General features: G+C 68.7%; 23 protein-coding genes and 1 pseudogene. 7 read left to right on the top strand and 17 right to left on the bottom strand.

The window, feature by feature from the left end; genetic code table 11:
• Window positions 1–35: 35 nt before the first annotated feature.
• Complete coding sequence (locus tag RT2_RS05390; RefSeq protein ID WP_072843479.1) at window positions 36–1,385, top strand: MFS transporter; 1,350 nt, start codon at window positions 36–38, stop codon at window positions 1,383–1,385.
• Between the two features lie 133 nt (window positions 1,386–1,518).
• On the opposite strand, the gene RT2_RS05395 is transcribed toward RT2_RS05390, so the two are convergent.
• From RT2_RS05395 to RT2_RS05420, 6 genes are all read right to left on the bottom strand, one after another.
• Complete coding sequence (locus tag RT2_RS05395; protein WP_072843544.1) at window positions 1,519–2,004, bottom strand: nuclear transport factor 2 family protein; 486 nt, start codon at window positions 2,002–2,004, stop codon at window positions 1,519–1,521.
• 23 nt (window positions 2,005–2,027) lie between these two features.
• On the bottom strand, window positions 2,028–2,837 hold the full coding sequence (locus RT2_RS05400; RefSeq protein WP_072843480.1) for an SDR family NAD(P)-dependent oxidoreductase: 810 nt from the start codon (window positions 2,835–2,837) through the stop codon (window positions 2,028–2,030).
• An 83-nt stretch (window positions 2,838–2,920) separates the two neighbouring features.
• A complete protein-coding gene (locus tag RT2_RS05405) occupies window positions 2,921–4,267 on the bottom strand; it encodes an MFS transporter (protein WP_245709198.1) in 1,347 nt (448 codons plus the stop codon).
• Between the two features lie 46 nt (window positions 4,268–4,313).
• Window positions 4,314–5,765 (bottom strand): FAD-dependent oxidoreductase, encoded by a 1,452-nt coding sequence (locus tag RT2_RS05410; RefSeq protein ID WP_072843482.1) that lies wholly within the window; start codon window positions 5,763–5,765, stop codon window positions 4,314–4,316.
• Between the two features lie 164 nt (window positions 5,766–5,929).
• Window positions 5,930–6,766, bottom strand: a complete 837-nt coding sequence (locus tag RT2_RS05415; RefSeq protein ID WP_072843483.1) for an SDR family NAD(P)-dependent oxidoreductase — start codon at window positions 6,764–6,766, stop codon at window positions 5,930–5,932.
• A gap of 91 nt (window positions 6,767–6,857) precedes the next feature.
• A complete protein-coding gene (locus RT2_RS05420; protein ID WP_072843484.1) occupies window positions 6,858–7,295 on the bottom strand; it encodes a nuclear transport factor 2 family protein in 438 nt (145 codons plus the stop codon).
• A 134-nt stretch (window positions 7,296–7,429) separates the two neighbouring features.
• Between RT2_RS05420 and RT2_RS05425 the strand changes: the two genes are divergently transcribed.
• A complete protein-coding gene (locus tag RT2_RS05425; RefSeq protein WP_072843485.1) occupies window positions 7,430–8,155 on the top strand; it encodes an IclR family transcriptional regulator in 726 nt (241 codons plus the stop codon).
• A gap of 146 nt (window positions 8,156–8,301) precedes the next feature.
• On the opposite strand, the gene RT2_RS05430 is transcribed toward RT2_RS05425, so the two are convergent.
• From RT2_RS05430 to RT2_RS05440, 3 genes are all read right to left on the bottom strand, one after another.
• Window positions 8,302–10,212, bottom strand: coding sequence for an FAD-dependent monooxygenase (locus RT2_RS05430; protein WP_072843486.1), 1,911 nt, complete (start codon window positions 10,210–10,212; stop codon window positions 8,302–8,304).
• Between the two features lie 2 nt (window positions 10,213–10,214).
• Window positions 10,215–11,540, bottom strand: coding sequence for an MFS transporter (locus tag RT2_RS05435; protein ID WP_072843487.1), 1,326 nt, complete (start codon window positions 11,538–11,540; stop codon window positions 10,215–10,217).
• Between the two features lie 126 nt (window positions 11,541–11,666).
• Window positions 11,667–12,602: a LysR substrate-binding domain-containing protein gene (locus RT2_RS05440; RefSeq protein WP_072843488.1), complete on the bottom strand. Its 936-nt coding sequence runs from the start codon at window positions 12,600–12,602 to the stop codon at window positions 11,667–11,669.
• 132 nt (window positions 12,603–12,734) lie between these two features.
• Here RT2_RS05440 and RT2_RS05445 point away from each other — a divergent pair, with 132 nt between their 5' ends.
• The gene (locus RT2_RS05445; protein WP_072843489.1) at window positions 12,735–14,690 is read left to right on the top strand and encodes an acyl-CoA dehydrogenase family protein; all 1,956 of its coding nucleotides are present in this window, start codon (window positions 12,735–12,737) and stop codon (window positions 14,688–14,690) included.
• 48 nt (window positions 14,691–14,738) lie between these two features.
• On the opposite strand, the gene hsaA is transcribed toward RT2_RS05445, so the two are convergent.
• Window positions 14,739–15,905, bottom strand: a complete 1,167-nt coding sequence (hsaA, locus tag RT2_RS05450) for a 3-hydroxy-9,10-secoandrosta-1,3,5(10)-triene-9,17-dione monooxygenase oxygenase subunit (protein ID WP_072843490.1) — start codon at window positions 15,903–15,905, stop codon at window positions 14,739–14,741.
• 176 nt (window positions 15,906–16,081) lie between these two features.
• Between hsaA and RT2_RS05455 the strand changes: the two genes are divergently transcribed.
• Genes RT2_RS05455 through RT2_RS05465 form a run of 3 tightly spaced genes read left to right on the top strand, consistent with a single transcriptional unit; the run spans window position 16,082 to window position 18,292 of the window.
• On the top strand, window positions 16,082–17,242 hold the full coding sequence (locus tag RT2_RS05455; RefSeq protein ID WP_072843491.1) for a 3-ketosteroid-9-alpha-monooxygenase, oxygenase component: 1,161 nt from the start codon (window positions 16,082–16,084) through the stop codon (window positions 17,240–17,242).
• A gap of 16 nt (window positions 17,243–17,258) precedes the next feature.
• The gene (locus RT2_RS05460) at window positions 17,259–17,486 is read left to right on the top strand and encodes a hypothetical protein (protein WP_371851139.1); all 228 of its coding nucleotides are present in this window, start codon (window positions 17,259–17,261) and stop codon (window positions 17,484–17,486) included.
• A 14-nt stretch (window positions 17,487–17,500) separates the two neighbouring features.
• Complete coding sequence (locus RT2_RS05465; protein WP_072843493.1) at window positions 17,501–18,292, top strand: SDR family NAD(P)-dependent oxidoreductase; 792 nt, start codon at window positions 17,501–17,503, stop codon at window positions 18,290–18,292.
• Window positions 18,293–18,377: 85 nt separating this feature from the next.
• On the opposite strand, the gene RT2_RS05470 is transcribed toward RT2_RS05465, so the two are convergent.
• The gene (locus tag RT2_RS05470) at window positions 18,378–18,746 is read right to left on the bottom strand and encodes a VOC family protein (protein ID WP_072843494.1); all 369 of its coding nucleotides are present in this window, start codon (window positions 18,744–18,746) and stop codon (window positions 18,378–18,380) included.
• A gap of 174 nt (window positions 18,747–18,920) precedes the next feature.
• Here RT2_RS05470 and RT2_RS05475 point away from each other — a divergent pair, with 174 nt between their 5' ends.
• Window positions 18,921–20,069, top strand: coding sequence for an alpha/beta hydrolase (locus RT2_RS05475; RefSeq protein WP_072843495.1), 1,149 nt, complete (start codon window positions 18,921–18,923; stop codon window positions 20,067–20,069).
• A 58-nt stretch (window positions 20,070–20,127) separates the two neighbouring features.
• Here RT2_RS05475 and RT2_RS05480 read toward each other — a convergent pair whose 3' ends face one another.
• From RT2_RS05480 to RT2_RS26290, 6 genes and pseudogenes are all read right to left on the bottom strand, one after another.
• Complete coding sequence (locus RT2_RS05480) at window positions 20,128–20,859, bottom strand: flavodoxin family protein (RefSeq protein WP_072843496.1); 732 nt, start codon at window positions 20,857–20,859, stop codon at window positions 20,128–20,130.
• 68 nt (window positions 20,860–20,927) lie between these two features.
• Entirely contained in the window at window positions 20,928–21,545 is a 618-nt protein-coding gene (locus tag RT2_RS05485; RefSeq protein ID WP_083577090.1) for an RBBP9/YdeN family alpha/beta hydrolase, read from the bottom strand.
• Window positions 21,546–21,565: 20 nt separating this feature from the next.
• The gene (locus RT2_RS05490; RefSeq protein WP_245709197.1) at window positions 21,566–22,885 is read right to left on the bottom strand and encodes an MFS transporter; all 1,320 of its coding nucleotides are present in this window, start codon (window positions 22,883–22,885) and stop codon (window positions 21,566–21,568) included.
• 346 nt (window positions 22,886–23,231) lie between these two features.
• Window positions 23,232–24,215, bottom strand: a complete 984-nt coding sequence (locus RT2_RS05495; RefSeq protein ID WP_072843497.1) for an NADPH:quinone oxidoreductase family protein — start codon at window positions 24,213–24,215, stop codon at window positions 23,232–23,234.
• Window positions 24,216–24,267: 52 nt separating this feature from the next.
• A complete protein-coding gene (locus RT2_RS05500) occupies window positions 24,268–25,251 on the bottom strand; it encodes a phosphotransferase family protein (RefSeq protein WP_072843498.1) in 984 nt (327 codons plus the stop codon).
• A 52-nt stretch (window positions 25,252–25,303) separates the two neighbouring features.
• Window positions 25,304–25,430, bottom strand: a pseudogene (locus RT2_RS26290) (acyl-CoA dehydrogenase family protein); the annotation flags it as partial.

Consider the following 25,430-nt stretch of genomic DNA (forward strand, 5'->3'; position numbering starts at 1 on the left):
CCTCCCCTCCTCTTCAGCACCCGAAAGGATCCATCATGGGATCACCGACCGTCATCGAGCCCGCTGTGCCCCCGGGCTCACCTGTGAGTGACCAGCCGTCCAAGTCCAGCTTCAAGCGCGTACTCACCGGCAGCATGGCCGGCGCAGTGCTCGAGTGGTACGACTTCGCCATCTACGGCATTCTCGCCGCGACAGTCCTCGGACCGCTGTTCTTCCCCGGCGAGGACGGCATCACGAAGTTGCTGCTGGCGCTGGCCACCCAGGGCCTGGGCTTCGTCGCACGCCCGCTGGGCGGCGTCGTCTTCGGCCATCTCGGCGACAAGTACGGCCGCAAGCCGATGCTCGTCACGACGTTCATCTTGCTGGGCACCGCGACCGCCGCCATCGGCCTGCTGCCGACCTATGACCAGATCGGCATCTGGGCCACCGTCCTGCTCGTCGTGCTGCGCATGATCCAGGGCTTCGCGCTCGGCGGCGAGTTCGGCGCCGCGGTGCTGCTGGTCAGCGAGTACGGCGAACCGAAGAGGCGCGGCTTCTGGGCGTCGTGGCCGCAGGCCGGCGCGCCGATGGGCACGGTCCTCGCGACCGTCGTCGTCTCGGTCCTCGCGTTCTTCCTCGCGGACGACGCGTTCGACCAGTGGGGCTGGCGCGTCGCCTTCCTGTTCGCGATCCCGCTGCTGATCGTCGGCTTCTGGGTGCGCCGCGGCGTGGAGGAGTCGCCGGTCTTCAAGGCCGCGCAGGAGCAGGCCGCCAGGGCGCCGCAGGTGGAGGAGCGCTCGAGCATCCTCGAGGCACTGTCTCGGCCGCGTGCCGTGCTCACCGGCCTCGGCATGCGCCTCGGCGAGAACATCGCGTTCTACGTCTACACCGTGTTCGTGATCGCCTACGCCACCACGTATTTCGACTTCCATCGCGGCGACGTCATCATGGCCGTCACGTTCGCCTCCCTGTTCCAGTTCGTCGGCATGATCGGCGGCGGCGCGTGGTCCGACCGGGTGGGCCGCAGGACCGCGATGCTGGTCCCCGCGGTCATCCTCGTGGTGTGGGCACCGGTGTTCTTCTGGCTGGTCCAGCTCGAGAGCCTGCCCATGCTGTGGCTGGGTGTGTGCGTGGGTGCGTTCTTCCACGGCATGCTCGCCGGCCCCGAGGCAGCTTGGATCACGGAGCTGTTCCCGACCCGCTACCGCTACGCCGGATCGTCGCTTGTTTTCCAGGGCTCGTCGATCATCGCCGGTGCCCCCGCGCCGTTCATCGCGGTCTGGCTGATCGACAACTACGGCGTCGGTATGGTGGTCGGCTACCTGGTGGTCACCATGTCGATCACCGTGATCGCCCTACTGCTGAGCCGCGAGACCAAGGGCGTCGATCTCGACGAGATCGCCTGACCGCGACGGCTCGGTCCGACGGGCCGTGGCCGCCGCGGACACCAGACAGCGCCGGCACCCCGAGGACGGGGTGCCGGCGCTGTCTGGTTTGTCGGGGAGGTGGTGCGTCGAGTGTGGTCGTGGACCGCGGCCCTCAGGGCTGCCGGGTGAAGACCGGGTCCTCGGAGGACCGTCGCGACCGCACCCAGGCGGGGTCGAGGACGTCCTCGACCGGTTCCGTCACCGACTCGTCGAACACGACGATCCGGTCGGCGATCCGCCACTTTCCGTCGCGGCGCTCGAAACGGTCGACGTAGCGGCACTTGATGGTCGCCCGGGCCTGACGCCCGTCCGGGCCCGGATCCTGACGCAGGTAGCACAGGCAGTACGACTCCACGTTCGCCACGTCGCCGACGAGGTCGACGAGCACGTTGGTGACGAAGTGCATCGACGAGTCGATCGTGCGGTGCCGCACCTTCATGTCCGCGATCAGTCCCTCGACGGTCCCGACGTAGCCGCCGTGGTTGTCGATCGCATCCGAGAAGTAGCAGTCCGCGACGGCGTCGAAATCCTTGCGGTCCACCGCACGCGCGTAGCGGTGGAGGACCTCGGTGATCTCCAGCTTGTCGGTCAGTGACACGGTGGCACTCTCCTCCGGGTCGCTCACGCGTCGCCGCGCTCGCGCAGGTCGCTGAGGATCCTGTGGTAGATGCCGCCGGACGTCAGGCCTCCGTCGACGACGATCTCCGTCCCGGTGATGTACGTCGAGCTGTCCGAGAGCAGGAAGAGCACGGTGTCCGCGATCTCGTTCGGGTCCGCCACCCGGCCTGCGGGGACCCCGCGCAGGCTCTCCTCCACGAACGCGGAGGAACCGGAGTTCAGCAGCGGGGTCTCCACCAGGCCCGGGTGGATCGAGTTGACGCGGATGCCCAGGTCGGCGAATTCGAGGGCGGCCGTCTTGGACAGCCCGCGCACGCCCCACTTGCTGGCCGCGTAGCCGGCGGCGAAGTAGCCGAGGAGTCCGGAGATCGACGAGACGTTCACGATCGATCCGCCGCCGGCCCGGGCCATCAGCGGCGCCAGCGCCCTCATCCCGTAGAACACGCTCGACAGGTTGACGTCCATCACCCGGCGCCAGTCCTCGTCGGTGGTGTCGAGGATCCCGAATCGGTGGCTGACGCCGGCATTGTTGACCAGGCCGTCGAGCCGGCCGTCGCGCTGCTCGACCTCGTCGACGAACCGGGCCCACGCGGCCGGATCGGTCACGTCCAGTTCCACGAATCGGGCCGAACCACCCGCGGCCTCGATCTCACGGGCCACCGCCGAGCCGCTCTCCGCCGAGATGTCCGCGACCCACACGGTCGCGCCCTTTGCGGCCAGCGCGAGCGCCTCGACCCGGCCCATGCCGCTGCCCGCACCCGTGACGACCGCGACCCGGCCGTCGAACGCGCGATCGGAAACTTCTGTCTTCACTGCAAATTCCTTCGAATGTAGGTGTCCGGATACGCAAAAGGCCGGGTGGGCACGTAGTTCCTGCCCACCCGGCCTGGGGACGACTAGTCCGCCCGGAGCTCGATGCCCTTGGTCTCCTTGACGAAGAACACCGTCACGAGCGTCAACACGGCGCAGAACACGAAGTAGCCCGCCGGCGCCAGGGAGTTCCCGGTGACGCTGATCAGCCAGGTCGCGATGAACGGCGCGGTGCCACCGAGGAGCATGTTGGTGATGTTGTTGCCCAGGGCCAGTCCGCTGTAGCGCACCGATGCCTTGAGCATCTCGACGTAGGTCACGTACGAGGCACCGTTGACGACGGAGACGGTGATGAACAGCACCGACTGCCCGAGGACGGCCTGCCACACGCTGCCGTTCTGCATCAGCATGAACATAGGCACGCCGAGCACGACCGCCGCCGCGCTGCCGGCGAAGAGCACCGGTCGGCGGCCGTACCGGTCGGCCAGGTAGCCCGCGATCGGCAGGGTGATCACGCCGAGCACCAGCGCCAGCGAGGTGGACAGGAACGCCATCGAGGACGAGTGCCCGCCACTCTTCTGCAGGTAGGTGGCCGCGTAGACGGAGGCGATGTAGTAGCCGCCGGTGATGAGCGCGCCGAGGAAGACGATCTTGACCAGGCTGACGCCGGAGGTGGTCAGCAGCTCGACGATCGGCAGCTTCTTGGTCTCGCCCTTGTCCTCGAGCTCCTTGAACTGCGGGGTGTCCTCCATGTGGTTACGGATCCAGATGCCGACGACACCGATCACGACGCTGAGCAGGAAGGGAATGCGCCATGCCCACGACAGGATCTGGTCGTGGGTGAACACCGTGGTCAGCGCGAGGGCGGTGAGCGAGGCCACCAGCGAACCGATGTAGGTACCCGAGTTGACCATCGAGGTCTGGAGGGCACGCCACTGCCGCGGCGCGGACTCGGACACGAAGGCGTTGGCACCACCGAGTTCACCGCCGGCCGCGAAGCCCTGCAGGCACCGCGCGAGCACCAGGATCGCGGTGGCCCACACGCCGAGCGTGACGTAGGTGGGCATCATGCCCATCGCCGCGGTGGCGACCACCATCAGCAGAATCGTCCAGGACAGCGCGTTCTTGCGGCCGTACTTGTCGCCGATGTGACCGAAGAAGATGCCGCCGGGGACCCGGAGGAAGAATGCGACCGCGAAGGTCGCGAACGTCCCGAGGAGGGCCGCCGTGTCGTTCTCGGACACGAAGAACAGCGCCGCGATGATGGTGGCCATGTAGCCGTAGATGCCGAAGTCGTAGTACTCGACGACGGTGCCCACCACGGCCGCGCGGATGACCTTGACGGTCGACTGCTTCGGCGGCTCGGCGGCGGGGTCGGTGCCCTGTACGTCGCGGTCAAGGTCCGCGGTCGCCAAAGTGTCGTTTCCTTGCATGAGTGGTCCTTCGTAGGTCTGAGGGTTGCAACACGGGTGATCGGTGTCAGATTCCTGCGGTCGCCAAGTCCGCCGAGCCGCTGCGCGCGAACCGCGCGGCGTTGCCGCCCGCGATCCGGCCCATGGTCAGTGCATTCGCCACGGCGTTGCCGCCGCCGACGTACCGGAGCCCGAGGATCCCGGCTCCTGCCTCGCCCGCCGCGTACAGCCCCTCGACCGGGCTTCCGGTCCGGCCGAGAACCGCTGCGTCGCTGTCGATCTCCAGGCCGGCGTGGGTGCACACGAGCTCGGCCGAGAGCAGCCGCACGGCATAGAACGGGCCGCGGCCGATCGGGTCCGGGTTGGCGGCCGAACCCTTGTTCGCCAGGGTGCGGTGACGCAGGAAGTCGTCGTCGAACCCGTTCGGCAGCTGGGCGTTCCATCGCGTCACGGTGGCATCCAGCGCATCGACCGGCACCCCCATGACCTCGGCGAGGCCGGAGAGACTGTCGGCACGCAGCGTGCGCCCCGCTTCCGCCTCCTCGGCGACCCGCTCCGCGTCCCAGTCGGCATATCCGGCAGGGAGATTCATCCGGGCCGTCTCGTCGAACACGGCCCAGGAACCACCGACCTGTGCGTCGATGATGCCGGTCGACACCGCGTACGAGGCGTCCTCGTCCATGAAGCGGCGGCCGTGGCCGTTGACGTAGATACGCGACTTCGGCGGGAAGCCGGACTGCCAGTGGTGGAACCGCTGGAAGTACGCGGTCGGCAGTATCAGGCCCCAACCGTCACCGGCGATCGCGGAACCGACCTGCGCGCCGAAGGCCATGTGGTCGCCGCGGCTGCCGGGGGCCGCGACCACGAACATCGCGTCCCCCGCCTCGTTCGCGACCGGGTAGTAGCGGTCCACCAACTCCGGGTTCTGCGCGAACCCGCCGCTCGCGACGACCACCGCGGCCGCGCGGACCTCGATGTCGTCGGCGACGACGCCCACCACGCGACCGTCCTCGACGACCAGTGACTGGACCCGGGTGTTCAGGATCGCCTCGATGCCGTGGCCGCGCCGCGCCTTGTCGAGCACCTGAACCAGGCCGTAGCCCTGGTCCTTCGGCACGTGGCCGCGCCACACGTCCTCGACGCCGGCCTGGCACAGGCCCGGCATGTGCGCGTTGGCGGACTCGCGGGCGGGGATCTCCACACCCAGGTCGATCAGCCACTCGAGAGTGGGGCCGGCGTGCTCGCAGAATGCGCGGATCAGGCCCGGCTTGAGCATCCAGTGGTTGAGGTCCATGTAGTGCTGGAAGAACTTCTCCGCGGTGTCCTCGATGCCCAGGCCGCGCTGGACGCTGGTGCCGGCGGCGGTGAACAGGCCCGCGGAGAGCTGTGTCGATCCACCGAGCTCCCCCTCCGACTCGAACAGCAGCACGGACGCTCCGTGCTCGGCCGCCGTCACCGCCGCCGCGAGTCCCGCGCCGCCGCCACCGACGACGATGACGTCCCAGTTGTCGTCGCTCATCAGAGTGAATCTCCAGTCTCCGCACGGATGCGGTTGTTCAAGCCGTTCGAGTCGAGGCCGCCGGCGAGGTGGCCTCGGTGCCTTTGCGTTGGATGGACGACAAGTGGTCGCTCACCCCCGACGTCGCGCCTGAAGATCGGCGCGACGCCTGGGCCAGATCGCGATCAGACGTGGCGCGAGCCGCCGTCGACGGCGATGGAGTTGCCGGTGACGTAGCGCGCGCTGTCCGAGAGCAGGAAGAGCAGTGGCCCGAAGACCTCCTCCGGCGAGCCCAGCCGGTGCAGCGGCACCACGTCCAGTGCGTGCGCGAGCGCCGCCGGATCCTCGCGCACCCAGCGGGTCATCTCGGTGTCGATGTAGCCGGGCGCGATCGCGTTGACGCGGATCCCCTTGTCGCCGAGCTCGACTGCCAGCGACTCGGTCAGGTGCGCGACGGCGGCCTTCGAGGTGCAGTAGGCACCGCGACCGCGTCGGATCCGGGTGGCCGAGACGGAGGACATGTTGACGATCGCGCCACCAGCCTGCATGTGACGGGACGCGGCCTGCGACCCGAACAGCACACCCTCGACGTTCACGTCGAGGACCGCCGAGATCTGCTCGGGCGAGATCTCGTCGACCAGCGCGAACGGGAAGATGCCCGCGTTGTTGATCCAGAAGTCGATGGCGCCGAACTCCTTCAGCGCGATCTGCGCGAGGGCCTCGTGCTCGGCTGCGTTCGTGACGTCCACCCGGGCACCGACGACCCGACCGGGCTTGTCCGCCAGCGAGCTCACGGCGAGCGCGTCGTTGATCTCCTGCGCGGTCGCGGCCATCTGCTCCTCGTTGATGTCCGCGCCGACGACATTGACGCCGCGGGTGGCGAGACCGGCGGCGAAGCCGGCGCCCATACCCTGCGCGGCACCGGTGACCACCGCGACCTTGCCGGCCATTTCGGGGTACAGGGCGAGCATCTGCTCGGCGTTGGTGCGCCCCGGGTTCTCGGCCTCAGCGTGTGCGGTCATGACTTGACTTCCTCCAAAGATACTGTCGTTCAAATATTTTCATGATGCGCCGGTGATGCTTCCGACACTCCCCGGCGGGTGCCCGATCCGGTCAGGCCCCGTCGTCCCGGCGGACGCAGCGACGCGCGATGCGCCACTGCCCGCCCTCGCGCACCACCCGGTCGGTCACTGTGGTGAACCGGACCAGCCGAGAGTCCCCACCGACCGCGGTGGCCATGATCTGCAGGTAGGCGCCGACCTCGAGCTCGTCGTCCGTCACCCGACCGACGAAGAGGTTCGTCAGCACGTGCCGGTGCACCTCCCCCGCATCCGCGGCCCCGGCGAAGAAGTCCCGGGCGAATTCGGCAAGATCCGATGCCCCGACCACCGGCGCGGGGTAGCTGGGCGAGTGGAACTCGCCAAACACGGTGAACGTCTCCGCCCATCCCTGCGCCGAACCCTCGTCGATCAGGTGGCTCTGCCGGCCGTACAGCTGGTGGATCTCCAGCACGGTCGCGGCGTCGACGCCGCCAACTTCTGTCCCGCTCATGACGTGAACTCCTCCGGCGCTCCGGCACGAAGCCGGAATTGCACCAGTTCTCAATTTGTGCGATAATCGCACGGCTAGTGCGATTAAGGTGAAGCGTAGGTGTCTCACCTCACACACGTCAAGGGAGGGGTGGCATGACTTCGAGCCAATCGGGGTCCGAGCAGCAGAAAGCGGCAGTTCAGCTGGATTCCGGCATGTCCAAGACGCTGCACAACGGACTCGAGATTCTCGAACTCCTGACGCAGCATCCGTACGGGCTGACGATCACCGAGATCGCCGAGGGCATCGGAGTGCACCGCACGGTGGCGCACCGACTGGTCCGCACGCTCGAGGCACATCGGGTGTGCCGGCGCGGCGACAACAAGCGAATCCTGTTGGGCTCAGGCCTGGTCACGCTCGCCGAGCCGGTCGAGCAGGACCTACGCAAGCTGGCACGCCCCATCCTCGAGGAACTCGCGGATGCCGTCGAAGCCACCGCCCACCTCGTGGTCCGCGAGGGCGAGGACGAGGTCCGTGCGCTGATGGTTATCGCGCCGCGCAGTGCCCGAGCGCACGTCGCGTTCCACCCGGGCCAGGTCGATCCGATCAACCGTGGATCGGCCGGCCTGGCGATGCTGGCGGCGATGGCGCCGCGCGAGGATGAGCGTCCGGAGGTCGCGCGTGCCCGGGAGCGCGGATTCGCGGTGACGTCGGGCGAGGTGACCCAGTCGGTCACCGGCATCTCGGCAGTCGTACCGAACCGGCGGCCGGACAGCCTGGTGAGCATCGGCGTATCGGTCTTCGACTCGACCGGGGAACAGGCGTTGGGCGAGGCGGTCATGTCGGCAGCTCGCCGTCTCGGTCCCCTGCTGCTGCGCTGACGGCCTTGGTGCGGGTCAGCGAGAATCCCTGGCCCGCACCGCGAGACCGGCCCGCAGGCTCACCGCCGCCGGCCCCGCCGGCCCCGTCGACGCCACCGGCGCAGACGCGCCGGCACTGTCGGCGACTGCCGGGTGAAGTAGGACTCTCAGGTGCTGACGGCGGCGCTCGCATCCGCGGGAACGATCAGCGACGGGTCCGTCGCTGCCGCGACGGCCTCCTCGAACTCGCGCTGTCCCACCTGCGAACCGAGCACGAGGGCGAGCCGGGCGAGGAAGCCCTCGCGGTCGTGCTCGCCGACCTGGTCGAGCGCGTCGGACAGGCCCATCCACACGTTCTCGCGGCGCAACTCCGCCGGATCGATCGCGGGCCCGTTGTCGACCGTCGCCGACGCACCGGCCGGGGCGTTGCCCAGGCTCAGGTGACGGACGACGTCGTCGATGCGTCCGACACCGTCGACGCGGCACAGCAGCACGCCATCGGGTCGAATTACGAACACCTCGCCGTCGCGGGCACCCAGCGCGGCGGCGACCTGACCCTCGGTGTCAGGGACCACCGCGACCGCGGCGTCGGAGTTGTCCGAGCCAATCAGGATGGCGCGCACCGACTCCGGTGCCAGCGCGCCGGCGAGGGTCGCGGTCGCGGCGGCCAGCGCGGCGGCGTCGACGCGCACGCCCAGTACCGCGAAGCCGTTGCCGCGCAGCACGTTCAGGGACGACTTGCTGCCGTCGGCCACCTGGACCCGACGGTCCTCGACCGGGTCACCGGCGGCGACACCGTCGGCGTCGGCCGGGGTGGGCCAGGTGAGCGGGGAGATCCGCGCGTTGGTGGCGCTGGACTGACGCGGGTTGATCAGGTGGCTGAACTCGGGGCGGTCGACGGCCAGCGCGAGGATCGCGTCGCGCGTCGTCTGGTAGCCGTGGCTGCCGGGCGACATGATCAGCGTGCTCTTGCCGGCGTTCGCGATGTTCTGCCGCCACGCGTCGTGGCGCTCCACCGAGTACGCCTGCAGCAGTTCCTCTCCGGCGTTGCCGTGGATCACCGATGCCAACTGCCATGCGAGGGTCTCGGCGTCCTCCATGCCCGAGTTGAGGCCCCGCACACCGAAGATCGGCACCAGGTGCGCCGCATCGCCGGCGAACAGTATGCGGCCGTGCGTGAAGTCCTCCAGCGCCAGCGCGCGAGCGCTGTAGAAGCCGTGCCACTCGAGGGTCCACGGCAGATCGTTCTGCAGCCACTCCAGATGCCGCGTGATCCTGTCGCGGATGCGGTCTTCCTGGGTCTCCAGTTCGGCGTCCTCCGACGGGTCGAGCTGGTAGTCGATGCGCCAGATGTTCTTGGGCTGCTTGTGCATGATGATCGTCGAGCCCGGGTTGCTCGGCGGGTCGAACCAGACCATGCGCTCGGCCGGCAGTGCCGACTCCCAGTGGATGTCGGCGATGACGTAGCGTCCCGAATAGTTGGTGCCCTGCATGCGAATACCGGCGAGCTCGCGCAGGCGGCTGCGGCCACCGTCGGCGGCCACGACCCAGCGGGCGCGCAAGTGTCGCTGGCCGAACGCAGTGTCGACCTCGAGGGTCACCTCGTCGTCGGCGCGCAGCACGCCCGCGATGCTCGCGGACCAGTGCAGCGTGATGAGCGGGTTCGCCTCGAGGGTGTCGACCATGATCTGCTCGAACTCCGACTGCGAGACGTTGACCATCGGCGGCCGGACGTCGTGGTCGGCGTTGCGCATCTCGAAGTGCAGCACCTGCTGGTCGCGGTAGAAGCTGCGGCCGCCGACCCACGGGAGCACGATCTTCTCGAGTGCGGCCCCGAAGCCGAGCCGCGCCGCGGCCTCGAGGCTGTGGCGGGAGATGCAGATGGCGCGGCTGCCGAACGAGACCTGATCGGACGCCTCGAGAATCGTGACGGGGATGCCGCGCTGCGCGAGGCCGAGGGCGGCGGCCATGCCGACGGGTCCGGCGCCGACAACGACGACGGGCAGGGCCTCGTCGGTGGGCGTCATCGACACGACGTCCGACGCCGGGTACTTCGGGGGCTGGTAGTAGGTCGACATGATCAGACCCCTTCCTGCTCGGACGGACGGGAGGATGGGGTACCGGGCACCTTCAGCACGAGAATGCTGGCGAGGCTGATCAGCGCGATGAGCACGAAGTAGCCGGTGATCGCGAGCGACGTCTCGAAGCTCGCATACAGCGCAGTGGCGATGATCGGCGCGAGGCCGCCGCCGAGGATGGCGCCGACCTGGTAGCCGAGGGAGGCACCCGAGTAGCGGATCGCCGGGGGGAACAGCTCCGCGAACAGCGCGGACTGCGGGCCGGCGCAGCAGCCGAGGGTGAAGCCCAGGCCGATCATCGCGACCGCCATGATCGGCAGCACGGCGGTGTCCATCAGCGGGAAGAACACCGCGGCGGCGATCACCAGCCCGATCGAGCTGCGGACGTAGACCGTCCGGCGTCCGAGAGTGTCGGACTTCCACGCGCTGAATGCCATGCCGGCCATCCAGAACGGGCACGATCCGATCAGCAGGAACAGCATCGTGGTCTTGCTGAAGCCGAGGGTCTTCTCGCCGTACTTGAGGACGTAGACCATGTAGGCGTACGCAATGCCGTTCGTGGCGATGAACGTTCCGCCCGCCAGCAGGACCGTCCGCCAGTGCTTGGTGAGGACCTCGACGATCGGCAGTTTGGTCTCCTGCGGCCGGTCCCTTGTCGCCTGGAACTCGTGGCTCTCCTCGAGTCCGAGTCGGATCCACATAGCGACCAGGACGAGAACGGCGCTGAGCAGGAATGGAATCCGCCAGCCCCACGCGGCGAACGTCTCGTCGCTCATGAACGCGGTCAGCGGCAGGTAGACGAGGTTGGCCAGGAGGACGCCGGCCGGGACACCGATCTGCGGCGCCGCTCCGTACAGGCCCTTGCGGCCCTCGGGGGCGTTCTCCGTGGCCACCAGGACCGCGCCGCCCCACTCGCCGCCGACGCCGAGGCCCTGGACGAAGCGCAGCGTCACCAGCAGGATCGGGGCGAACACACCGATCGCATCGTAGTTGGGGAGCACACCGATACCGACGGTCGCGAAACCCATGAGCAGCAACGAGATCACGAGCATCGACTTGCGGCCGACGCGGTCACCGAAGTGGCCCATCACGATGCCACCGATGGGGCGAGCGAGGAATCCGACGGCGAGGGTCGCGAACGCGGCGAGGGTGCCGGCCAGTTCCGAGCTTCCGGGGAAGAACTGGCTGCCGAGTACGAGTGCGGCGGCCGTGCCGTAGATGAAGAAGTCGTACCACTCGATCGCGGTGCCGACGAAGCTGCCCAGCGCGGCCTTGCGAGCCCTCTGGTGCAGTGCCTGCGGCGCAGTCGCCGAGACGGTAGCCGTCATGAGTTGGTGCCTTTCACGTCTGGAAGCGCAGGGACGTAGCCACCCGCGCGTGCCGACAAAGCGGCCCGCAGAACATCTTGACCTGGATCACATCGCGTGAAAAGCGCAAGAATCCGAGGTGAATCCTCAGGAAATCTGCGGATTCGGTCCGGCCTCGGCCGCCGCGTAGGCGACGAAGGCCCTGCCCACCCGGCTCAGCAGCGCGTCCTGCGGCCACACGAGAAGAATGTCGACGGCGGCCAGGGGCGGGTGCACGTCGGGCCGGACCACCACCCCCAGGCCCTCGTAGGTGACGTCGAGCTGGGGACGCTGGATCAGCAGTGTCCAGCCCAGCCCGCGGCCCACGAGGGCGCGCGCAGTCTCGAAGTTCTTCGGCCTGAACCGCACCTGCGGCGTGAACCCGGCCTGGCTGCACATGTGCAGCGCATGAAACGAGCTCGGCGGCGCGTCGAGCAGCACCATCGGCTCGTCGGCCAGCGCCGCGAGTTCGAGCACCGGCTCGTCCGCGAGCCGATGCCCGGGGGGCAACAAGATCGTGGGCTGACGCGTGTCGATGCGGGCGCGGCGCAGCGCGGGCGGCAGATCCAGGTCGTAGACGATCGCGAGGTCGAGCTCACCGGACAGCATCCGCTGCGCGAGCCGATCCTGGGTGTCCTCCACGAACTCGACCGTGACCTCGGGGTGCAGCTTGTTGAACTCGAAGAGCAGCCGCGGCAGCAGGGTCGGACCCAGCGAGGAGTAGCAGCCGATGGCGAGCGGCCCGGTCAGCACGCCCTCGGCCCCGGAAGCCTCGGCCGCGAGGTCCCCCGCCTGCTCGAGGAGCGCCTTCGCTCGCATCACAACGCGCTCACCGGTCGGGGTGAGCTGGACCCCGTGCGCGCGCCGCCGCACACAGAGCTGCGCGCGAAGCCCGCGTTCGAGTTCGGTGACCGCGAGGGAGACCGCCGACTGCGAGATGTGCAGCCGGTCGGCCGCCGCCCGGATGGTGCCGGTCTCGGCGACGGCCACGAACACGTACAGCTGGCGCAGTGTGTACGCCGGCGGTCTAGCCGAACTGGCCATCGTTACCTCCCGGCCGATTCTCCCACCCCCGGGCCTGCCGGACCGGCCGGGCGAGACGGGGGGTTGTCGGTGGCGCGGCCCGGGGGAATACTCGCCAGTAGGTTCTCCGATCGCCCGTCGAGGAGGCGGATCATGGTTGCACCGGTCCAGGTCACGGAAGAACAGGCCCGCGCGGTCGCGGAGGAAGCCCGGGAGAGTGGCTGGGACAAACCGTCCTTCGCCAAGGAGCTGTTCCTCGGCAGGTTCCGACTGGACCTGGTGCACCCGTTCCCGCGGCCCGCCCCCGAGGAGGACGCGCGGACCGACCGTTTTCTCGCCGAGCTCACCGAATACTGTGCGGGCCTTGACGGTTCGGCGATCGAACGGGAGGCTCGCATCCCCGACGAGTACGTCCGCGGCCTCGTCGAGCTCGGCTGCTTCGGGCTGAAGGTGCCACCGGAGTACGGCGGTCTCGGCCTGTCCCAGGTGGCCTACAACCGGGTGCTGATGCTCGTGGCCTCCGTGCACCCGAGCCTCGGCGCGCTGATTTCCGCACACCAGTCGATCGGCGTGCCGGAGCCGCTGAAACTGGCCGGCACCGACGCCCAGAAGCGAGAGTTCCTGCCCCGGTGCGCCAAGGGTGCGATCTCGGCGTTCCTGCTGACCGAGCCCGACGTCGGTTCCGACCCGGCACGGATGGCCTCGGCCGCCACCCCGACCGCCGACGGCGAGGCCTACCTGCTCGACGGCGTCAAGCTCTGGACCACCAACGGCGTGGTCGCCGAGCTCCTGGTGGTGATGGCGCGGGTGCCGCGCAGCGAGGGTCACCGCGGCGGCATCTCCGCGTTCGTGGTCGAGGCGAACGCGCCCGGCATCACCGTCGAGCGCCGCAACGCCTTCATGGGTCTGCGGGGCATCGAGAACGGCGTCACCCGCCTGCACCAGGTGCGGGTGCCGCGGGAGAACCTGATCGGCCGGGAGGGCGACGGCCTCAAGATCGCGTTGACCACCCTCAACGCCGGGCGCCTGGCGATCCCTGCGATGTGCGCGGCCGCCGGGAAGTGGTCGCTGAAGATCGCCCGGGAGTGGTCCGGGCAGCGGGTGCAGTGGGGCCGGCGGGTCGGCCTGCACGGCGCGGTGGCCGCCAAGATCTCCTTCGTCGCGGCCACCACCTACGCGCTCGAGTCGGTGCTCGAGCTGTCCGGTCAGATGGCGGACGAGGGCCGCAACGACATCCGGATCGAGGCGGCGCTGGCAAAGCTGTGGGCCAGCGAGATGGGTTGCCTGATCGCGGACGAACTGGTCCAGATCCGCGGCGGGCGCGGCTACGAGACGGCGGACTCGCTGGCCGCGCGCGGCGAACGCGCGGTCCCCGTCGAACAACTGCTGCGGGACCTGCGGATCAACCGGATCTTCGAGGGCTCGAGTGAGATCATGCGGCTACTGGTCGCCCGGGAGGCGGTCGACGCGCACCTGACCGCGGCGGGCGACCTCGCGGACCCGAAGTCGGACCTGCAGCACAAGGCGAAGGCCGCACTCGGCGCCAGCGGGTTCTACGCGAAGTGGCTGCCGCACCTGGTCTCCGGAAAGGGACAGCTACCCAACTCGTACGGCGAGTTCGACACGCTCGCAACACATCTGCGGTTCGTCGAGCGCAACGCCCGCAAGCTGGCCCGCTCCACCTTCTACGGGATGGCCCGCTGGCAGGCGGGGATGGAACAGCACCAGCAGTTCCTCGGCCGGGTGGTGGACATCGGCGCCGAACTGTTCGCGATGTCCGCCACCTGCGTGCGGGCCGAGATGCAGCGGCGCGAGGAGGCCGCCGACGTCGGCGCCGAGGCCTACGAGCTCGCCCACGCGTTCTGTCAGCAGTCCCGACTGCGGGTGGACCGGTTGTTCGCGGCGCTGTGGGACAACACCGACGAGGTCGACCAGACCCTGGCCGCGTCGGTCCTCGGCGGCCGCTACACCTGGCTCGAGGCCGGGGTGCTGGACCAGAGCGAGGGCACCGGGCCGTGGATCGCCGAGTGGACCCCGGGCGCCTCGACCGAGGAGAACGTCGCGCGGCGGGTCGAGGCGCCGGCCACCGAGCCCGCCGCCGGGGAGTAACCCCCCCCCCCGGCGGATCATGTTGCCCCGGAACGCGCGGCCCCGGCCTCAGACCATGTTGTCCTCGACCGGCAGTCCGAACGCGCCTCGCCCGTAGAGTTCGAGCGCGCGCTCGGTGTCGTTGGCGACGTGCACGCCGCCGGCATGGGCGTCGCGCCACGCCCGCTCGATCGGGTTGCCCCGGTCCAGGGACTGACCGCCCGCGGTCTTGAACAGCTTCTCCATGGCGTCGAGGGCACGCTCGGTGCCGAGCACCTGGTCGCGCCGCGCCCGCAGCCGCAGCCGCATCGGGATCTCCTCGCCGGCGGCCGCCGCGCCGTACAGCGCCCGGATGTTGCGGTCCATCTGCAGGATCGAGGCGTCGATCTCGGAGGCCGCCCGGGCCACCGTCACCTGCGCGTACCTGGTCTCGGCGAACCGGCCGCCGCCCAGGCTCAGCCGCACCCGGTCCCGCATGGTCGCCAGGTACGTCTCATAGCAGCCGGCCACCACCCCGACCACCGGCGAGGCGATCGCCGTGGTGAACACCGCCGCGAACGGGATCCGGTACAGCGGGCCGGTGTTGACCTCCTGGCCCGGCCCACGCAGCTGCGAGAACTCGAAGTTGCGCATCACCCGGTGTGACGGCACGAACACCGAATCGACCGCGATCTCGTTGCTGCCGGTGCCCCGTAGTCCGACCGTGTCCCAGATGTCGCGGATCTCGTAGTCCGCGCGCGGCACCAACATGGTGGTGAAGTCGACCGTCTCGCCGTTCGCCCCGACCAGCACGCCTCCCAGCAACGCCCAGTCCGCATGGTCCACGCCGGAGGAGAACCGCCACACCCCGGAGACCTCGTACCCTCCGGCGACCGGCCTCATCGTGCCGACCGGGGCGTACGACGAACAGATCAGGGTGTCCGGGTTCTCGCCCCACACCTCCGCCTGCGCGCGATCCGGGTAGAGCGCGAGATGCCACGGGTGCACGCCGAGCACGGAGGCCACCCAGCCGGTGGACCCGCAGGCGCCGGACAACGCGCGGACCGTCTCGAAGAAGTGGACCGGATCGGACTCGGTGCCGCCGTACCGAACCGGCTGCAACATTCGAAACACGCCGGCGTCGGTCAGTGCGCGAATGGTCTGTACGGGGATCCGCCGGGCTTCTTCCGTTGCCCTGGCGTCATCCGCGATGCCCGGAAGAAGGTCACGAACAGCCTCGAGAACCTCGTTGTCCATGTCAACAGATCTTATCGGCGACCCCGGCGCGCCCGAACGGCGCACTCGGTCAGGAGGTCCCGGCCAGTGAGATCGGGCGAAAACCCCGTGACCGCCCTCACTAGCGTCGCCGACAACGATCGCCAATGGTCTTTCGCCGCAGTCCAGGCGGCATCGCTCGAAGGGATGGAACAACCGTGACCACCACGCAGTCCGCAGACGATGAGATCCGCGTCATCGACGCCGGCGCCGCACCGAGCAGGTTTGCGCGAGGCTGGCACTGCCTCGGCCTCGCCAAGGACTTCCGCGACGGCAAGCCGCACGGCGTCGAGGCCTTCGGCGGCAAGCTGGTGGTCTTCGAGGACAGCGAGGGCAAGCTCAGCGCCCTCGACTCGTACTGCCGCCACATGGGTGGCGACCTCAGCCAGGGCAGCATCAAGGACGGTTCCGTCGCCTGCCCGTTCCACGACTGGCGCTGGGGCGGCAAGGGCAAGTGCACCGGCATCCCCTACGCCCGCCGCGTCCCGCCGCTGGCGCGCACCCGATCCTGGACCACCCTCGAGCAGGACGGCCTGCTGTTCGTCTGGCACGACTCCGAGGGCAAGGCCCCGGGCGAGCAGGACATGTACATCCCCCGGATCGAGGGCGCGCTGTCCGACGAATGGTCCGACTGGGTCTGGTACACCACCGAGGTCGACACCAACTGCCGCGAGATCGTCGACAACATCGTCGACATGGCGCACTTCTTCTACGTGCACTACTCGTTCCCGACGTACTTCAAGAACGTCTTCGAGGGCCAGGTCGCGAGCCAGTTCATGCGCGGCACCGCCCGCGAGGACGCCCGCCCGCACGCCGCCGGCACCCCCAAGATGGTCGGCAGCCACTCGGACGCGTCCTATTTCGGTCCGTCGTTCATGATCGACGACCTGACCTACGAGTACGAGGACCACAACGTCGAGTCCGTTCTCCTCAACTGCCACTACCCTGTCAGCCCCGACAAGTTCGTGCTGATGTACGGCATCATCGTCAAGAAGTCCGAGAAGTTCCAGGGCGAGGCGGCCGCGGAGATGGCCGCCAACTTCGGCACCTTCATCGCCAAGGGCTTCGAGCAGGACATCGAGATCTGGAAGAACAAGACCCGTATCGAGAACCCGCTCCTGTGCGAGGAGGACGGCCCGGTCTACCAGCTGCGCCGCTGGTACGAGCAGTTCTACGTGGACGCCGCCGACGTGCAGCCGGAGATGGTGGAAAGGTTCGAACACGAGATGGACACCTCCAAGGCCGTCGCGTCGTGGCGCAAGGAAGTGGACGCGAACCTCGAGCAGAAGGCACGGGAGAATGCAGCCGCTGGCGTGTGAGCGGTGCGGGGCCTGTGTGCAGGTCCAGAAGCACAGCTGGGAACACACCGCGGTGCAGTGGAACGAGGCCGCCCAGCAGTCGTGCCGGGAGATCCACTCCTGGGAAGGCCGGGAAGGCCGTCCGGGCGCGCCGGTGATGCGGTGTGAGTCGCTGACCGCGTCGATCCACACCGCGGCGGTCGAGGGTCGACTCGCCGTCACCGACGAGGACCCCGTGCCCACCCCCCAGATCGCCGACCACTGACGAAAAGGACCGACATGATCGACAAGAACCAGTACGGCCCGTGGGCCGTCATCGCCGGCGGCTCCGAGGGCGTCGGTGCGGCCTTCGCCGACGAGCTGGCGCAGGCCGGCCTGAACCTCGTGCTGATCGCCCGCAAGCCGGGCCCGCTCGAGGAGACCGCGGAGAAGGTCCGCGCGCACGGGGTGGAGGTCCGGACGCTGTCGCTGGACCTGCTGGCCGCCGACGCGATGGATCAGGTCCGGGCCGCGACCGACGACGTCGAGGTCGGCCTGATGATCTTCAACGCCGGCGCGAACAGCTACGGTCACGAGTTCGTCACCGGCGACCTCGACGGTTTCCGTGGCGTCATCGACCTGAACATCACCCGCCAGCTCGAACTCTCGCACCACTTCGGCGCGAGGATGAAGGACCGCGGTCGCGGCGGCGTCATGCTGCTCGGCTCGCTGGCCGGCTACATGGGCTCCGAGCACCAGAGCATCTACGCGGCGTCGAAGGCGTTCAGCCGGGTGTTCGCGGAGAGCCTGTGGCTCGAGCTCGAGCCGCACGGCGTGCATGTCGTCGAGCTGATCCTCGGCGTCACCCGCACCCCGGCGATGGTGCGCGCGGGCCTGAACTTCGACATCCCGGGCATGCTCGTCGCCGAGCCCGAGGACGTCGCCCGGGAAGGCCTCGAGCACCTGGCCGACGGCCCGGTGTGGGTGGCCGGCGGCAACTACGAGGCCGCCGAGAAGCGCAGCGGCTTCCCGCGTGACCGGATGGTCAAGGGCGCGGCCGAGGCCATGCGCAAGCTGCTCAACCGCAAGTAGCACCCCCGAACCGCCTGGATCAGATCGTGGCCGCACCCCCCTACCGGGTGCGGCCACGATCGTCTGCGGCCACCACCGGGCCGCTCTACGGCCTGGTGAGGATCTCCATGAAGTGGCCCGACGGGTCCTCGAAGTAGACGCCGCGGCCCCCGTTGTGGGTGTTGACCTCCCCGCGCACCGACCGCCGCGGGTCGGCCCAGTGTTCGAGACCGCGCTCCACGATCCGGCCGTAGACGGCGTCGAACTGGTCCTCGCTGACGTGGAAGGCATAGTGCTGGGACTGCACCTCGTCGAGCGGACCGTCGAAGTCCAGGGTGACGTCGTTGTCGAGGCGCACCGAGAGGAACACCCCGGTCGGCACCGCGTCCGGAAGCCCGAACAGGTCGGTGAAGAACGCCGCCGAACGGTCTCGGTCCTTCGCGTAGACGATCGTGTGGTTGAACGAGGTGGACATGGCGGCCCCCTGTCGGTGCGACGGTGCCTCCAGCGTGCCGCGCGCGCCGGGCGGCGGCAACCGCGACCGTGTCCGGTCACACAAACGCAGTTCGTCGGATTTGTCGTGGTACCCGGGGTGGCCACGGTACGTTCGGGCCAATCAACTTGGATCTTTCGTGGGGGAAGTTCTGTCATGTGGAGTTCAGTCTCGGGGCGCTCGGTGCGCCGCACCCTTCAAACGGGGATCCTCGGCATCTCGGTCGCGTCGCTCGTCGCGCTGCCGATGGGTCCCGCGGCGGCCGCGTCCGACACCGGGAGCGCCGGCAGTTCGAGCGGCAGCCTCGGCAGCGTGTTCGGGAGTTCCGACGGGGGCAGTGTCACTGCCGGGTCGACGATTCCCGGTCCGCTCCAGAACGAGCACCCGCCACTGCCCGCGCTCCGCGACGACATCACCGTCGCGGCGATCGTCGGGGAAGAAAAGAAATCCGATCAGATGGTCCGATTCACCGTGGCCTCGCCGGCGATGCGCCGCGACATCGGGGTGGAAGTCGTCCTGCCGAAGGACGACTCCGTGCCCCGACCGTCGATCTATGCGCTCGAGGGCGTGGACGCGGGGGAGGACAGCAGCGGTTGGGTCTGCTGCGGCGGCGCTCCGCAGTTCTTCGCGGACAAGAACGTCAACCTCGTGATGATCAACGGCGGCGTGTCCGGCATGTACACCGACTGGGACAGAATCGATCCGAGTGTCGGCCTGCACAAGTGGGAAACCTTCATCACCAAGGAACTACCGCCGTTGCTCGACGCGCGGCTGAAGACCAACGGCGTCAAGTCGCTGATGGGCGCCTCCATGGGGGCGCAGGGCGCGATGATGCTCGCCCATCGGTACCCCGAGATGTACCGCGGCATTGCGGTGTTCAGCGGCTGCTACTCGACTAAGGACGACGCGGGACGCCTCAGTGTGCAGGCGACGGTGTCCTCTCGGGGCGGCGACCCTGCAAACCTCTGGGGCGAGGTCGGCGGACCGCGATGGACCGAACACGACTCGGTACGCAACGCGGAAGCACTGCGAGGCAAGGACATCTACGTCTCGGTTGCGTCGGGAGCGCCGGGTCGGTACGAGACCCCCGACATCGCCAACTACACCGAACGGGTGGTGGTGGGCGGATCCATCGAGGCGATGGCGAACGTCTGCACCCGCAAACTGCAGTCCGAACTGAAGGACCTGCGCATTCCGGCAACCTTCGACTTCGAGGCGACGGGCACCCACGCCTGGGCCTACTGGGTGGACCAGTTGCCCAAGGCCTGGCCGACGCTGGCCCGCTCGCTCGGCCTGCCCGCCTGACCGAGAACCCGAACGCGCCTGTGGCCGCACTCCTCACGGGGGTGCGGCCACAGCGTTGTCAGCGGTAGTCGGGATTGGCGAAGCTCGGGTGGCAGCCCGCGTCCCACAGCGAGCGCTGATTCCCGTACGCGGGAATTCCGCCCTCGCGGCGGAGCATCGCCGCCAGGTGCATCAGGTTGTACGTCATGAATGTCGTGTTGCGATTGGTGAAGTCGTTGTCGGGTCCACCCGAACCCTCGTCGAGGTAGGACGGCCCCGGACCGGCCTCCCCGATCCAGCCGGCATCGGCCTGTGGCGGGATCACGTAGCCCAGGTGCTGCAGGCTGTAGAGCACGTTCATCGCGCAGTGCTTGACGCCGTCCTCGTTCCCGGTGAACAGGGCGCCGGCCACCCGCCCGTAGTACGCGTACTGCCCCTTGTCGTTGAGGATCGACGAGCACCCGTACAGCCGCTCGATCACCCTCTTCATCACGGAGCTGTTGTCTCCCAGCCAGATCGGTCCGGCCAGCACCAGGATGTCCGCGGCCACGATCCGCTCGTAGAGCCGAGGCCACTCGTCACTCGGCCAGCCGTGTTCCGTCATGTCGGGGTAGACGCCGGTCGCGATGTCGTGGTCGACCGCCCTGATCTGGTCCACCGCCACCCCGGCGCCACGCATCAACTCGACGCTGCGGTCGATCAGCCCCTGCGTGTGGCTGCGCTCCGGGGACCGCTTCAACGTGCAGTTCACGTAGACCGCCAGCACCCCCTCGAAACTGGGTGCCGGATCCGATACGGACGGACTGGCCATGTCGAGACTCCTCCCAGAGGTGGACCCGACTCCTCACGATATGCGCCGGCGCTGCCGGAGAGAAGGCCTCACCCTCCCGGCGCGCCAACCGATCCGGCCAGGATCTCGGCCGGCCGCGCGGCGTGGCGGACCAGATCCCCGAGCAGCTCACGCCCCTGCGGAAGCGGGCCGTGCCCGGATGCGGGATCGAGATGGCCCACCTCGCCCAGCACCACCAGCCGGCTACCCCAGTCACGCGCCATCCCGACGACGCGCCCGTACGCCGCGAGCGGATCGTTGGTACTGGCCGCCACCAGGGACGGGAAGGGCAGGCGTTCACGCGGTGTGGGCACCCAGCCGTTGTCCGACAACGCCTCCGGGCTCGGATGGCCCGCGGGCAGGGGTACGTCCGGGTCCGGAGGACACACCAGCAGCGCGCCCTGAATCGGCCGAGAATGCCGCTGCGCCCAGTGCACGGCGATCAGCGCACCCGCGCTGTGCGCGACCAGGAACACCGGACCGGACAACCCGGCCAGCACCTTGTCGAGGGCGGCAACCCGCGCGTCCCGGCTCAGACCGTCCCGCACGAGCGGAGGTACCGTGACCACGCCGTCCAACTCCGTCGCCAGCAGGGCCTGCCAGTGATCCGCCACGTGGCCCCGTAGTCCGGGGACCATCACGAACGTCGGCGGCTTGGCGTCCGCCATCGTCAACGCCGGTTCCACCCTCAGTGCGATGAACGTGCCGACAGTTCCGCGAGGATGCGCAGGCCTGCGGGATAGGTCTTCTTGCCGACCACCAGCACGGCAATCGCCAGCAGGTAGACCAGCGCGGCGAGCTGCAGGCCCGAGGCCAGCCCGAATCGGTCGGCCAGCATCCCGACGATCATGGGACCCAGCGCCAGCCCCAGCAGGCTGTTGGCCAGCGTCAGCGTGCCAAGTCCCGTGGCCCGCACCGATGCGTGAGTCAGACTGGCAACCATGGCGGTCGCCGGACCGGAGGAGCCCGCCGAGAAGAATGCGCCGACCGCCATCAGTCCGAGCTGGACCGGACCGTTGTCGATGCCGAAGGCGATGCCGAACGAGGTCATCGAGATGAGGCAGTAGGCGATGGCACTGGTCCACTTGCGGCCGCCGTCGAACTTGCTGACCCGGTCGGTGATCATCCCGCACAGCACCATGCCGACGCCGATGAACAGGACGAAGAACGAGGCGACCGCGCCTGCCCTGTCGGGCTCCATGCCGTAGTAGCGGTTGAAGAAGCTGGGCAGCCACGCCAACAGACTGGCGGACATGAACAGCTGCAGGCCGCTGCCCGCGTAGGCGCACAGCACCGCGGTGCTGCTGAACAGGCTCCGGAACGGGGCTCGGTAGCCGGGCTGCGCCTCGACACCCTCCTCCGGCTCGTCGGTCGAGTACCGCCCGAGCCTCTCCTCGGTGACGGCGGCCCGGAAGGCCGCGGCCAGGACGAGACCGAGCACCGCCATCGCGACGAACGACCAGCGCCAACCGAACTGGACGGCGATGAACCCGCCGAGGCCGACTCCCACCACCGAGCCGAACGAGCCGCCGGCCATGAAGGCGCCGCCGATACTCGACCGCATGTGCGGCGCGAAGACACACATCACCAGGGCAATGCCGACACTGCCGTAGGCGGCCTCGCCGATGCCGACCAGGAACCGGGCGCCGAGCATCTGCCCGTAGCTGGTGGCGATCGCGCACAGCAGAGTCGCCAGGCTCCACAGCACCGCCATCAACACCAGGCTCTTCACCCGCCCCCAACGGTCGGCCAGGATCGAGATCGGCAGCGTCAGCAGCCCGACCATCAGCGCCACCACGCTGGTGAGCGATGCCAGTTGCGAATCCGAGAGCGCCCACTCGGTCTTCAGGTAGGGGAAGACCGCACTGAGGACCTGCCGGGACATGTAGTCCGACAGCAGCAAACCGAACGCCAGGATGAACACGATCCAGGGATAGAACCGGGACCTGGGCCGATCGGTCTTGCGATCGGCGTCGGGTATTTCCGGCGCGGCAGTGCTCAGAGTCACGGCTTCTCCTCTGGTCGGACTGAACGATGGTGGTGCGATCAGCCTCGGGATGGAAGCGTGATGCGGCGGTCGGCGAATCGGGCCGACCAGCGCGGGCGATCGAGATCTGCCCCATCTCCCGCGGAGCGAGCGGCACCAAAATTAAGCGCCACTCTGTGATGCGGACAACATTAGGGGCAAGAAGCGACGTGCACTTAGCGCATGGGGACGCAGCAATTACCACTTGGGGACAAATAGCGCGTAAGGCTGCTCACTTCCACGATTCGATGTAACGAAGTCGCCCGCAACCTCGGAAATCGAGGTTGCGGGCGAACTCGGATCAACGTGATGGATCGGACCGCTGGGGTCAGGGGTGGAACACCATCCGTCCGATGCTCTTGCCCTCGCCAAGCTTGGCAAGGCCTTCCGCGACGTCGTCGAAAGACAACCGCTCCGAGATCAGCGGCTTGATCTCACCCGCGTCCGCCATCCTGGTCAGCTCGGCGTGGCAGTCGTAGATCGCCTGCTGGTTGTATCGCTTGTACAACCCCCAGTGCAGTCCGATGATCGAGTAGTTCTTGATCAGTGCGTGGTTGAGTCCCGGCGTCGGGATGGTGCCGCCGGCGAAGCCGATCACCAGGATCCGGCCCTCGAAGGCGATGCACTTGGTCGACTTCATGTAGGCATCGCCGCCGACCGGGTCGTAGACGACGTCGACCCCGCGGCCGTTGGTGAACTCGTTGACGACCTCCACGAAGTCTTCGCTTCGACGGTCGATCACCAGATCCGCGCCCAGCTGCCGGCAGTAGTCGGCCTTCTCCTGTCCGCCGACGACACCGATGACCGTCGCGCCCGCCGCCTTGCCGAGTTGGACCGCAGTGCTGCCCACACCGCCGGCCGCGGCGTGCACGAGAAGTGTCTCTCCCGGCTTGATCTGGGTGCGCCGATGCAGGGCAAACCAGCTCGTCTGGTAGCCGATGCTCAGCGCCGACGCCTCTGCGTCGTCCAGCGAGGACGGGGCGGGGTACGCGTTCTCCTCGGCCATCACCGTCAGTTCGGCGAAGGCTCCGGCGGGCAGCTCCGGATTGCCGACCACCCGATCGCCGACCTCAAACCGCGTCACGCCCGCGCCGACCGCGACCACCTCGCCACACAGCTCGACCCCGGGCGTGAACGGCAGCGGGGGCTTGATCTGGTACTCGCCTCGACAGAGCAGCACGTCGGGGAAGTTTGCCGGGGCGGCGAGCACCTTCACCAGCAGTTGCCCGGGGCCCGCTGTCGGGTCGACGACCTCCTCGAACCGCAAGACGTCGCGGGGTTCACCAAGCTCGTTGACGCGCCATGCCTTCATGGTTTCCTGCCCTTCTCTTGAAAGTTGGTGTGCACCGGTTCTGTCGGTGCGCTCAGATTCCTGCCTCGTCGGCCACCTGCAGGGCCGTTCGGATCAGTGCGTCGATCTGCTCCACCGTCGGGGTCCCGCCCGCGGCCCTGTTCTGCGGCTCGTCCAGCGCCCGGCGCATGACACCCTCGGCGATGACCGCGACCTTCCACAGCCCCAACGTGTGCCAGTACTTGAGCGCGGCGGGGTCCCGGCCGGTCTCCTCGAGATAGACCCTGGCCAGCTCCTCGCGGGTCGGGAACCCGTCGAGGGCGGTCGGCGCGGGCTCGCCGGTACCGGCATCACCGGCTTCCGTCCAGTACGCGAGCATGCTGCCCATGTCCGCCAAGGGATCGCCGAGAGTGGACAGCTCCCAGTCCAGGGCCGCGACGACCTCCCCCGTCTCGTGCGACGCGATGACGTTGCGGACATGAAAGTCGCCATGCACCAACGACAGCTCATGTTGCTCGGGTGTGGCCGCGACCAGCCGTGCTGTCAACGAGTCCAGGTCCGGGAGCTCCCGGGTCTTCGACTCCTCCCACTGCCTGCTCCACCGCTTGAGCTGCCGCCGCGCGTACGGCTTGTGGCTGGCCAGGTCGTCCAGCCCAACCCGCTTCACGTCCACCGCATGGATCTCGGCCAAGGTCCTCGGCAGTGCCAGACCGATCTCGCGACGACGGGCCGGCGTCAACGATTCGGCGACGGACATCCTGTCGACCACCACTCCGTCGACGAACTCCATCAACAGCAACGGGGCATCGGTGAACCGCGGGTCGTGGGTGAGCCCGAAGACCCGCGGTGTCGGGACCGCGGTGTCGCCGAGCGCGGCAAGAATGCGAGCCTCTCGCGCCACGTCGTGCGCCGACGCCAGCAGCTGCCCCAGCGGCGGCCGACGCAGCACCCACTTGCGACCGCCCTCGTCGACGACCAGGTACGTCAGGTTCGACTGGCCGAGCCCGATCCGGTCGAAACGCAGCGTCCCGGTGAACTCGACGCCGAGCGAGCCCATCCATGCCGTCACCGCATCACGGTCCACCCCCGGAGTCGGGGCCGCCACCAGGCTAGACACCGACCGGACTCCCGTTGTGCACGGCCGGCGTGGGGACACGGTCGCGGTACTTGCGCAGTTCCTGCCTGGCGATCGTGCGCTTGTGCACCTCGTCCGGACCGTCCGCGAGCCGAAGGGCA

The sequence above is a fragment of the Rhodococcus tukisamuensis NBRC 100609 genome, from assembly GCF_001894985.1.
Lineage (GTDB): Bacteria > Actinomycetota > Actinomycetes > Mycobacteriales > Mycobacteriaceae > Rhodococcus_G > Rhodococcus_G tukisamuensis.

Coding starts and splice junctions, on each gene's coding strand:
- RT2_RS05390 (WP_072843479.1), top strand. CDS start 36: ATGGGATCACCGACCGTCATCGAGCCCGCTGTGCCCCCGGGCTCACCT.
- RT2_RS05405 (WP_245709198.1), bottom strand. CDS start 4,267: ATGCAAGGAAACGACACTTTGGCGACCGCGGACCTTGACCGCGACGTA.
- RT2_RS05410 (WP_072843482.1), bottom strand. CDS start 5,765: ATGAGCGACGACAACTGGGACGTCATCGTCGTCGGTGGCGGCGGCGCG.
- RT2_RS05415 (WP_072843483.1), bottom strand. CDS start 6,766: ATGACCGCACACGCTGAGGCCGAGAACCCGGGGCGCACCAACGCCGAG.
- RT2_RS05420 (WP_072843484.1), bottom strand. CDS start 7,295: ATGAGCGGGACAGAAGTTGGCGGCGTCGACGCCGCGACCGTGCTGGAG.
- RT2_RS05425 (WP_072843485.1), top strand. CDS start 7,430: ATGACTTCGAGCCAATCGGGGTCCGAGCAGCAGAAAGCGGCAGTTCAG.
- RT2_RS05430 (WP_072843486.1), bottom strand. CDS start 10,212: ATGTCGACCTACTACCAGCCCCCGAAGTACCCGGCGTCGGACGTCGTG.
- RT2_RS05435 (WP_072843487.1), bottom strand. CDS start 11,540: ATGACGGCTACCGTCTCGGCGACTGCGCCGCAGGCACTGCACCAGAGG.
- RT2_RS05440 (WP_072843488.1), bottom strand. CDS start 12,602: ATGGCCAGTTCGGCTAGACCGCCGGCGTACACACTGCGCCAGCTGTAC.
- RT2_RS05445 (WP_072843489.1), top strand. CDS start 12,735: ATGGTTGCACCGGTCCAGGTCACGGAAGAACAGGCCCGCGCGGTCGCG.
- hsaA (WP_072843490.1), bottom strand. CDS start 15,905: ATGGACAACGAGGTTCTCGAGGCTGTTCGTGACCTTCTTCCGGGCATC.
- RT2_RS05465 (WP_072843493.1), top strand. CDS start 17,501: ATGATCGACAAGAACCAGTACGGCCCGTGGGCCGTCATCGCCGGCGGC.
- RT2_RS05470 (WP_072843494.1), bottom strand. CDS start 18,746: ATGTCCACCTCGTTCAACCACACGATCGTCTACGCGAAGGACCGAGAC.
- RT2_RS05475 (WP_072843495.1), top strand. CDS start 18,921: ATGTGGAGTTCAGTCTCGGGGCGCTCGGTGCGCCGCACCCTTCAAACG.
- RT2_RS05480 (WP_072843496.1), bottom strand. CDS start 20,859: ATGGCCAGTCCGTCCGTATCGGATCCGGCACCCAGTTTCGAGGGGGTG.
- RT2_RS05485 (WP_083577090.1), bottom strand. CDS start 21,545: ATGGCGGACGCCAAGCCGCCGACGTTCGTGATGGTCCCCGGACTACGG.
- RT2_RS05495 (WP_072843497.1), bottom strand. CDS start 24,215: ATGAAGGCATGGCGCGTCAACGAGCTTGGTGAACCCCGCGACGTCTTG.
- RT2_RS05500 (WP_072843498.1), bottom strand. CDS start 25,251: ATGGGCTCGCTCGGCGTCGAGTTCACCGGGACGCTGCGTTTCGACCGG.